General features: G+C 72.0%; 7 protein-coding genes and 1 pseudogene. 2 read left to right on the plus strand and 6 right to left on the minus strand.

Annotated elements, in window-relative coordinates; all coding sequences use genetic code 11:
- A pseudogene (locus VN378_RS09570) lies at positions 1-453 on the plus strand (hypothetical protein); the annotation flags it as partial.
- Between the two features lie 2 nt (positions 454-455).
- On the opposite strand, the gene VN378_RS09575 reads toward VN378_RS09570, so the two are convergent.
- From VN378_RS09575 to VN378_RS09600, 6 genes are all read right to left on the minus strand, one after another.
- A complete protein-coding gene (locus VN378_RS09575) occupies positions 456-1,220 on the minus strand; it encodes an NYN domain-containing protein (RefSeq protein WP_325743256.1) in 765 nt (254 codons plus the stop codon).
- A 57-nt stretch (positions 1,221-1,277) separates the two neighbouring features.
- Positions 1,278-1,871: a fasciclin domain-containing protein gene (locus tag VN378_RS09580; protein ID WP_325743258.1), complete on the minus strand. Its 594-nt coding sequence runs from the start codon at positions 1,869-1,871 to the stop codon at positions 1,278-1,280.
- Positions 1,872-1,885: 14 nt separating this feature from the next.
- Positions 1,886-2,884 carry a hypothetical protein gene (locus tag VN378_RS09585; RefSeq protein WP_325743260.1) on the minus strand — a complete coding sequence of 333 codons (999 nt, stop codon included), beginning with the start codon at positions 2,882-2,884 and terminating at the stop codon, positions 1,886-1,888.
- A 257-nt stretch (positions 2,885-3,141) separates the two neighbouring features.
- Entirely contained in the window at positions 3,142-4,980 is a 1,839-nt protein-coding gene (locus tag VN378_RS09590) for a hypothetical protein (RefSeq protein ID WP_325743262.1), read from the minus strand.
- 23 nt (positions 4,981-5,003) lie between these two features.
- A complete protein-coding gene (locus tag VN378_RS09595) occupies positions 5,004-5,666 on the minus strand; it encodes a DUF305 domain-containing protein (protein ID WP_325743264.1) in 663 nt (220 codons plus the stop codon).
- Positions 5,667-5,671: 5 nt separating this feature from the next.
- On the minus strand, positions 5,672-6,037 hold the full coding sequence (locus tag VN378_RS09600; RefSeq protein WP_325743266.1) for a hypothetical protein: 366 nt from the start codon (positions 6,035-6,037) through the stop codon (positions 5,672-5,674).
- Positions 6,038-6,247: 210 nt separating this feature from the next.
- On the opposite strand from VN378_RS09600, the gene VN378_RS09605 reads away from it, so the two are divergent.
- A complete protein-coding gene (locus VN378_RS09605) occupies positions 6,248-9,565 on the plus strand; it encodes an amidohydrolase family protein (protein ID WP_325743268.1) in 3,318 nt (1,105 codons plus the stop codon).
- Positions 9,566-9,680 lie beyond the last annotated feature (115 nt).

Here is a 9,680-nt window from a genome sequence, read left to right on the forward strand (position 1 = left end):
CCCATGGCCGTCATCGGCGAAGCCCAGCTGGCCGGCGCGCTCAAGGCCGGGACGGGCCAGGGGGCCGGCGCCGGTTCGGGATCGGGCGGCGGCGGCGGCGCGGGCGCCGGGACCGGCGGCGCCTGCGACATGGTCCGCCGGCTGCAGGACGCGCTGCGGGCCGACCCGGACGTGCGCGCGGCCGTCACCCAGGCCCACCGCGCCATGCCCGCCTCGGGCCGCGCCATCCTGGTGTGGGACGGCGACTGGATCCAGGACCCGACCCAGACGGGCAAGGGCCTGGCCGGGGTGCGTCAGGCCATCGCCCTGGAGGTCGCCTTCGCGCCGCGCGAATGCCGGACCCAGCCGATGCGCGGCCTTGCGGTCATCGCCTTCGCCGACGGGCCGGGCGCGCCGCGGCTGGCGCTGGGCGAGAGCAGCTGGCGCTGGTCCGACCTGCTGGGCGCGCGCTGACCCTAGGCCTTGTCGCGGATCCGCATGGCGCCGCCCGATCCGGTCTGGACCTCGAACCGCCCGGTCCCCCGGATCAGGTCCGACAGCTTGGCGTAGCCATAGGTGCGCTGGTCGAAGTCGGGATAGGCGTTGCGCAGCCGGTCGCCGAGGCCGCTGACCGTGACCCAGCCGTCGCCGTCCTCGTCCATGTCGGCGATGACCGTGGCGATCAGCCGGGCCGCCTCGGCCGGCTTGCGCTTGCCCGGCGTTGGAGCCGGAGCCGCCCCGGGCCCCGTCCCCGCCGTCCGCCGGCCCGCCGCGGGCGCCGCGTCCGCGGTGGCGGGCGCGCTGAGGTTCTCGGTGTAGATGAAGCGGGTGCAGGCCTGGCGGAAGCTTTCGGGCGTCTTCTGCTCGCCGAAGCCGAAGACGTCGACGCCCTCCTCGCGGATGCGCGAGGCCAGGCGGGTGAAGTCGGCGTCCGACGAGACCAGGCAGAAGCCGTCGAACCGGCCGGAGTGCAGCAGGTCCATGGCGTCGATGACCAGGGCGATGTCGCCCGAATTCTTGCCCTTGGTGTTGGCGAAATTCTGCTGCGGCTGGATGGCGTAGCGGGCCAGGACCCGGGTCCAGCCGGCGATCTGGGCGCTGGCGAAATCGCCATAGATGCGCCGCGCCGAGGCCTCGCCCAGGGTGGCGATCTCGGTGAACAGCGCCTCGGCGATCCGCGCCGAGGCGTTCTCGGCGTCGATCAGCACGGCGAGGCGCGGGGCCTTTCCTTCAGCGGGCATGGCGGACGTCCTCGGCGGCGGGCAAGGCCGAAGCTGTCGGCTGCGCCGGGGCCCGGGTCAATGCTGCTGGTTCGCCGCCGCCGCCGCCGCCGGCGCGGGCCCGACCAGCAGGCCGTCGACCGGCTGGACCACCCCGTTCGAGGCCACGGTCTCGCCGCCGGTCAGGCGGGCGCGGGCGCCGTTGTCGCCCGAGACGATCACGGCGTCGCCCTCCTTCGAGAAGGTCAGCAGGGTGTTGGCCATGGTGCGCATCTCGGCGGCGCCCGAGCCGTTGCGGTCGATGGCGGCCACGATGTCGGCGCGGGTCAGCGCCCCCGGCACGATATGGGCCCGCAGCATGGCGGCGCCCTGGGCCTTCATCGCCTCGTCGCCGAGGTCGCCGGCCGCGGCGGCGAAGGCGGCGTCCGAGGGGGCGAACACCGTATAGGGGCCCTTGCCCGCCAGCACGTCGCCCAGGGCCGCATTGTCCAGCACCCGTTCCAGGGTGCCGAACGACCGGTCGTCCTTCAGCGTCGCCGCGACGGTCCGGTTCGAGGGCGCGGCGGCCCCGGCCGCTTCTCCGGCCTTGCCGGCGTCGGCGCCGTCGCCGCAGGCGGCCAGCGTCATCAGCAGGGCGAGGGGCGTCAGCGCATGGCGCATCGTCGGTCTCATGGTCATGCTCCGGATCAGGTCAGCAGCTGGATGACGGCGGTCACCAGCTGGGTTTTCGGGTCGGCCTGATACACATAGCCGTCGTTGTAGCGGTACATGGCGTCGGCGCTGTCGGCGTACTGGCCCCGGTAGGCATAGGGCAGGTTGTAGACGTCGTAGCCGGCCGGCAGGGGCTGGCCGACGGACGGGGTCTGGCCCGTCAGCAGGGCCGCGATCTGGCTGATCCTCTGCGTCTGCGGATCCACCCCGTACAGGGCGCCGTCGGCGTAGCGGTAGTCCCGGCCCTGCGGCAGGCCGAAATAGCTGGAATAGTAGTCGGGCGCGGGCTGGTAGGCGTATTGCGACGGCCACACGGCCCCGGGCGCCAGCGCCCCGCCCAGCACGGGCAGATAGCCCAGCAGCGAGCCCTGCGGGCTCATCCGGTACAGATAGCCGTCCTCGTAGCGGTAGCGGGACTCGTCCCCGGCCCGGCGCCACAGGGACTCATAGCGGTCGGCGCCGGCGGCGCGGGCGATCTGGCGCGCCTGTCCCGGCGGCAGGCAGCCGTTGTTCTTCTTCGCCAGTCCGGGCGGGCAGCCGGCGATCAGGCCGCGGTCCCGCTCGGGCTGGAAATAGACCACGGGGCGGCCGTCGCGGGTCTGGAACACCTGACGCACCGCCTCGCGGCGCAGCTCGCCGGCGTTCGGGCGGGAGTCCTCGCCGGCGCCTCTGTCGCGCACGCTGCGGAGCGCCTCGACGGCTCGCCCGGATCGGACCTCCGCAGCCCGCGCGGCGGCGCGTGTCTGGGCCGGGCCCTGGCCGGGATCGTCGTCGCGGGCCTGGCCCCGGTTTTCGCCGCGGCCGCGGTCGCCGCGGTCGTCGACGCCGTCTTGCTTGCCGCCGTCCTGCTTGCCGCCGTCGTCATGGCCGGCCTGGCCCCTGCCGTGCCCGTTGCCGTGATCCTGGGCCTGGGCGGCGCCCGGGGCGGCGAGTGCGAGGACGAGGGCCGTCGTGAGGGGGACAAGCTTGTGCATGGGACACTCTTTCGGTTCCCGGACACAACGTCCGTGGTCGGAAGGGTGTTCCGTCGTCGTTCCGGCAGGCGGCCGTCAGCGGCGGCTTCACGCCGCGTCCGGTCCGACTTCCGCGGACCCTGACCCGGTCGGCGGCGATCCCTCGGCTGAAAACACCGGCCGCCCGCGAAGACGGGATGCCCGGATGACGGGGACGGGCCGGACCTTGCGGGAATGCGTGTTGAAGGGGTGGTTGAGTCCCTTCAACCGGCCGCCCCCTACCCCGCCCGCCGCTGGAACATCTCCGCCAGCGCCGTCAGCCGGCCCTTGGCGATCGTGCCGGTTTCCTTCTGCGCCGCCGCGGCCAGGGCCGCGGCCAGGTCGGAGGCGCCGCTGCGGTCGTCGGCGCTGGTCCGCCACCGGTCGACGCCCGCCCGGATCTGCGCAAGCAGGGCGGCGTCGGCGGCCGGGGCGCGCGACAGCTGGTCGAGGTAGGCCTGGGCCACGTCGGGGTGGTCGGGCCAGCGGACGCGGGTCTGGGTCTGGGGGTTGATGGTGTCGGCCATGACGCTTTCGGCCGCGGCGATCTCGGCCGCCGACAGATGCTCGCTCGGGGCCAGTTTCAGCACGTCGAGGCCGCGGGCGATCTCGCTGGAATAGATGCGGCCGTTGAGCCAGTAGGCCGACCACGAGCCGGCCACGTACAGCTTGCCCGCCTCGACCGGGCCGCGGTCGAAGTATGCGATCTCGACGGGTTTCGTCGCGTCGGTGAAGTCCATGATCGAGACGCCGCCCTGGTACCAGGCCTGGACCATCAGGTCGCGGCCGGGGACGGGAACGATCATGCCATTGTGGGCGACGCAGTTCTCGTCGGACCCCTGGGCCGAGGGCAGTTTGTGGAAGGCCCGGCCGCGCAGGGTGCGGTTCTCGATGGTGGCGACCATGTCGGCGCCCCAGGTCGAGGGATCCTCGGCCCGGCAGCGCGCGCCGATGCCGCCGCCCCACTCGTCGGTGAAGACGACCTTGTCGCCGGCGTTGTTGAAGGTGGCCGAGTGCCAGTAGGCCATGTCGGGGTCGAAGATGTCGGACACCCGGGTCGGGTTCCGCGGGTCCGAGATATCCAGCAGGATGCCGTTGCCGCTGCAGGCGCCGGCGGCCAGGCCGATCTCGGGATAGACGGTGATGTCGTGGCACTGGTTGGTCTGGGCCGTGCGCTGGCTGGCGATGCCGGCGGCGCCGCCGCGCCACAGGCCGGCGACGCGGCCGGTCTGGCTGTCGGCGAAGATGCGCGGGCGGTTGACGATGGCGGCGTCCTGCGGCCGGTCCAGCGGCACCTCGATGACGTCGATCGAGAACAGGGCCGTGTCGGGATTCTGGTCGGGCTGGCCGTCGGTGCAGATGGCCAGCTCCTCGGTCTTGCGCACGTTCGAGGTGCCCGAGTTGTAGACGTAGAGTTTGCGCGGGTCGGTCGGGTGCGGCACCAGGGTGTGGGTGTGCGAGCCGCGGCAGGTCTGGACGGCGGCGATCTGGCGCGGGGCGTTCAGGTCGCTGATGTCGAAGATGCGCACGCCGCGGAAGCGTTCGGCGTTGACGTCGCCCGCCGCGCCCGACGTGCCGCAGTCGAGGCGGCCGCGGTTCTCTTCCACCGACATGAACAGCAGGTCGCCATGGATGGAGACGTCGCCCTGGCCGCCGGGGCAGACCACCGACATGACCAGTTCGGGCGCGCCGCCCTTGGACACGTCATAGGCGTTGAACCCGTTGAAATTGCCGACGAACAGCTTGCCGTCGGACAGGGCCATGTCGGTATTGGCCAGGGCCAGGGGGCCATAGCGGGGATTGCTGCGCATGCGGGCCTGGAAGGCCTCGGCCTCGGCCTGGTTCCGGGGCGGGGCGAACAGGGCCTCGGCGTCGAAGAAGCCGGGCGGCGGGGCGACGGAGTATTCCAGCGTCAGGCCCGAGGCCAGCTGGCCGGCGTCGTGCAGGCCGCCGGTCAGGGCGCTGCGGGCGTCGGCCTGGATGACCTGGGCGGCGGGGGCCTGGGCCGCGGCGAGGCCGGCGGTCATCAGCACGCCGAGGGCGGCGACGGTGGAGAGCAGGGTGCTGCGAACGTTCATGGACCGGTCCTTCGGGTGCGGGTTCAGAGGTCTGACAGGAGGGATTGCATGCGCAGGATCTCCGCCGACTGGTCGGAGACGACGGAGGTGGTGAAGTCGGACAGCAGCGTGTCCTGGGCCGCGTCGTCCGTGGCCAGCAGGGCGTCCACCATGTCGAGGGCCCCCTGGTGGTGCCGGATCATGCCCTCGAGGAACAGGCGGTCGAAGGCGGGGCCGCGGGCGGCGGCGAGGGCCTGCATCTGCGCCGGGGACAGCATGCCGGGCATGACCGGCGTGTCGGACGGCGGCATGGCGTGGCCCGAGTGGCCGGAATGATCCATGCCGGCGTGGGCCATGCCGGCCATTTCCAGCGGCTGGCCGCGCTGCGTCAGCCAGTCGCGCATGATGTCCATCTCGGCCTGCTGGCTCAGGGCGATGCGGCGGCCCATCAGCTTCACCGCCGGACTGGAGCCCTGGGTCTCGAGCAGATCGACCATCTCCACCGCCTGGGCGTGGTGGACGATCATGTGCTGCATGAAGGCGACGTCGGCGGCGGTGAAGGTCGAGCGGCTCAGGGCCACCGCCTCGCCCGGGGTGATGATCCGCGCGGCCGCGCCCGGCGCGCCGGGCTGGAAGATCGGCGGCGTCTGCGGGCCGGTCGGAGCCGCAATCAGACCGGCGAGGAGGATGGCCGTCAGGCTGGTCAATATCGCTAGCCCGCCGAGCCGACGACGCTGAATTTGCCGTCCTGCAGATGGCCGATGACCCAGTTCATGGTCCGGCCGCCGGCGAATTTGACGGCCCAGGTTTCGACCCGGCCCTCGGCGGTGTCCTGCGCGCTGACGAAGGTCATCGATTCGATCGCCCCCATGGCGCTGAGCGCCGGGGCCATGGCCTGGATCTGGGCGTTGCAGGCGTCCAGCAGGGACGGCGCCATCAGGGCGTCGAGGCAGGTTCCGCTCGCGGCCTCGGTGACGATGCGGGTCAGCTGCTCGCCATACTGGCCGTCCTGGGCCGCTGCAGGAAAGGCCATCAGGCCCGCCGCCGCCACGCCGGCCAACATCGCACGGATACGCATTCGCTTGTTCCCCACCTGAATTCCGCGCGGACCATGACTCAGGCGGCGGGCGTCCACAACCTGCCGCCGCATGACAAAGAGTTCACGCTGGATCGCCGCCGCAGGCCGGCTGCATGACTGGACTTCGCCCCCCGGGAAATGCTCTCTGGGGTTCGGCGAGGACGCGGCCGTACGCGGGCGGTGAGGCTGTCCGGCCCCGGGGAATACAGAATGAAGCGCGCACTCCTGGCTACGGCCGCCTCGCTGGCGTTCGCCGGTCCCTCCTGGGCCCAGACTCCGGCGCCGGCTCCGGTCGCGGTTGCGGCGACGCCCGAAGCAGCGGAGCCCGCCGCCGATGCGGCTGACGACGCGGCGCCGAAATGGGATGTGCAGAACCCGCCCGGGCCGTCGCGCGACATTCCCATCGACGTCACCCGCGGCACCTGGATGTCGCTGGACGTCAGCCCCGACGGCCAGACCCTCGTCTTCGACCTGCTGGGCGACATCTATGTGATGCCGGCCGCAGGCGGCGAGGCGCGCGCCATCGCCTCGGGCGTGGCCTGGGACATGCAGCCGCGCTGGTCGCCCGACGGCCGCCACATCGCCTTCACCTCGGACCGCGGCGGCGGCGACAACATCTGGATCATGGACGCCGACGGGTCGAACCCGACCCAGGTGTCGAAAGAGACCTTCCGCCTGCTGAACCAGCCGGAGTGGTCGCCCGACGGCCAGTTCATCGTCGCCCGCAAGCATTTCACCTCGGCCCGGTCGCTGGGGGCCGGCGAGCTGTGGATGTACCATCGCAGCGGTGGCGGCGGGGTGCAGATGACCGAGCGCCGCACGCAGCAGAAGGACACGGGCGAGCCCGCCTTCTCGCCCGACGGCCGCTATCTGTATTTCAGCGACGACGCCACGCCGGGGAACACCTTCGAATACAGCAAGGACCCCAACACCCAGATCTACATCATCCGCCGCCTCGACCGCGAGACGGGCGAGATCGATCCCTACATCACCGGCCCGGGCGGCTCGATCCGGCCCACGCCCTCGCCCGACGGCAAGTCGATCGCCTTCATCCGGCGCGTCCGCTACCAGTCGACCCTGTACGTCATGGACATCGAGTCCGGGCGCGAGACCCCGGTCTTCTCGGCCCTCGACCGCGACATGCAGGAGACCTGGGCCATCCACGGCGTCTATCCGGGGATCAGCTGGACCCCGGACAACCGCTCGATCGTCTTCTGGGCCGCCGGCCGCATCCAGCGCGTCGACGTCGCCAGCCAGGCCGTGACCGACATCCCCTTCCACGTCGCCGACACCCGCCGGGTGCAGGACACCGTCCGCTTCCCCGTCGAGGCCGCGCCCGACCGGTTCGACGTGAAGATGCTCCGCTGGGCCCGCCCCTCGCCCGACGGGTCGCAGGTGGTGTTCGAGGCGCTGGGCAATCTGTGGATCCGCGACCTGCCGACCGGAACGCCGCGCCGGCTGACGCGCCAGAGCGATCATTTCGAACTCTATCCGTCGTGGTCCCGCGACGGCCGCTCGATCGTCTATACGACCTGGGACGACCAGGACCTGGGCTCCGTCCGCGTCGTCCCGGCCTCGGGCGGCGCCGGACGTGTCGTCACCCCCAACCCCGGCCACTACGTCGAGCCGACCTTCAGCCCCGACGGCCGGACCATCGTCTATCGCACCGTCAGCGACGGCTTCCTGACCACCGCCCTGTGGAGCCGCGACCCGGGCGTCTACCGCATCCCCGCGGCGGGCGGCGAGCCGGTCCACGTCACCGACGACGGCGAGGGCCCGCAGTTCGGGGCCGACGGCGACCGCCTGTTCCTGACCGGCCGCGACGGCGACAAGCGCACCCTGATCTCGGTCGACCTCGACGGCGACGAGCCGCGCACCCACCTGACCTCGGAATGGGCCAGCGAGTTCGCCGTCTCGCCGGACGGAAACTGGGTCGGCTGGACCGAGCGGTTCAACGCATACGTCGCCCCCTTCGTCGCCGCCGGACGGCCGGTCGCCCTGGCCCCCGACGGCAAGTCCCTGCCCCAGGCCCGGGTCACCCGCGACTCCGGCGAATGGCTGAGCTGGTCGGGCGACAGCCGCCGCCTGCACTGGTCGCAGGGGCCCGAGCTGTTCACCCGCGACCTGAACCGCTCCTTCGCCTTCGTCGACGGCGCCCCGGACGAGCTGCCCAAGCCGGACGAGCACGGGATCAACATCGGCTTCAGCGCCGTGACCGACAGGCCCGAGGGCCGCATGGCCCTGACCGGCGCCCGGCTGATCACCATGAACGGCGCCGAGGTCATCGAGAACGGCGTCGTCATCATCGACGGCAACCGCATCGCGGCCATCGGCCCGGCCGCGACCACCCCCGTCCCCGCCGGGGTCCCGGTCATGGACATGGCCGGCAAGACCATCATGCCCGGTCTGGTCGACGCCCACTGGCACGGCTCGATGGGGTCGGACGAGGTCATCCCGGAGCAGAGCTGGGTCGACTACGCCTCCCTCGCCTTCGGCGTGACCACCATTCACAACCCCTCCAGCGACACCAGCGAGATCTTCGCCCACAGCGAGCTGGCCCGCGCCGGCCGCGTCGTCGCCCCGCGCATCTTCTCGACCGGCTCCATCCTCTACGGCGCCACCAGCGCCGGCACGGTGAAGATCGACAGTCTGGACGACGCCCTGTCGACCCTGCGCCGCATGCAGGCGGCCGGCGCCTGGAGCGTCAAGAGCTACAACCAGCCGCGCCGCGACCAGCGCCAGCAGATCATCGAGGCGGCCCGCCAGCTGAACATGATGGTCGTCCCCGAGGGCGGCTCCCTGTTCCACCAGGACATGTCGATGATCGTCGACGGCCACACCACGGTCGAGCACTCCATCCCCCTGGCCCGCATGTACGACGACGTGCACCAGCTGTGGCGCCAGACGGAGACGGCCTACAATCCGACCCTGGTGGTGGCCTTCGGCGGCAGCTACGGCGAGAACTACTGGTATCAGGAGAGCCCGGTCTGGGATCACCCGATCCTGACGCAGTATGTGCCGCGCCGCATCCTCGACGCCCGCGCCCGCCGCCCGGTGACCCTGCCGGACAACGAATGGAACCACATCTCGGTGGCGCGCGAGGCGGCGCGCCTGTCGGAACAGGGCGTCAGCGTCTCGATCGGCGCCCACGGCCAGCGCGAGGGCCTGGCCGCCCACTGGGAGCTGTGGAGCCTCGCCCTCGGCGGCATGGCCCCCATCGACGCCCTCCGCGCCGGCACGATCAACGGCGCGCGGTCGCTGGGTCTGGACCGGGACCTGGGTTCGCTGGAGCCCGGCAAGCTGGCCGACATGGTGGTGATGAACGCCAACCCGCTGGACAACATCCGCAACACCACCTCGATCGCCTGGACCATCGCCAACGGCCGCGTGTACGACACCCATATGAACGAGGTCGCCCCGCGTCAGCGGCCCCGCGCGCCGTTCTGGTTCGCGGAGACCGGCGGCGAGGGCTGGGCCGCGGGTGCGACGGAGGCGGAGACGGACGGGCACGGGCACGGGCACGACTAGATCCCTTGTCTCCTCCCTGTCGGCGAAGCCGATGGGGTGGAGGAACGGTCGCCGGCGGCGATCGGACGACGGGACCGCGAAGCGGTGGAGGGGCGCCGGCGCCCCCCCCCCGGCC

Origin of the sequence: Brevundimonas sp., from assembly GCF_035561115.1 — a bacterium.
GTDB lineage: Bacteria > Pseudomonadota > Alphaproteobacteria > Caulobacterales > Caulobacteraceae > Brevundimonas.

Excerpts from the sequence above, each read along its gene's own strand:
- VN378_RS09575 (WP_325743256.1), bottom strand. The coding sequence starts at position 1,220 with ATGCCCGCTGAAGGAAAGGCCCCGCGCCTCGCCGTGCTGATCGACGCC.
- VN378_RS09580 (WP_325743258.1), bottom strand. The coding sequence starts at position 1,871 with ATGAGACCGACGATGCGCCATGCGCTGACGCCCCTCGCCCTGCTGATG.
- VN378_RS09585 (WP_325743260.1), bottom strand. The coding sequence starts at position 2,884 with ATGCACAAGCTTGTCCCCCTCACGACGGCCCTCGTCCTCGCACTCGCC.
- VN378_RS09590 (WP_325743262.1), bottom strand. The coding sequence starts at position 4,980 with ATGAACGTTCGCAGCACCCTGCTCTCCACCGTCGCCGCCCTCGGCGTG.
- VN378_RS09600 (WP_325743266.1), bottom strand. The coding sequence starts at position 6,037 with ATGCGTATCCGTGCGATGTTGGCCGGCGTGGCGGCGGCGGGCCTGATG.
- VN378_RS09605 (WP_325743268.1), top strand. The coding sequence starts at position 6,248 with ATGAAGCGCGCACTCCTGGCTACGGCCGCCTCGCTGGCGTTCGCCGGT.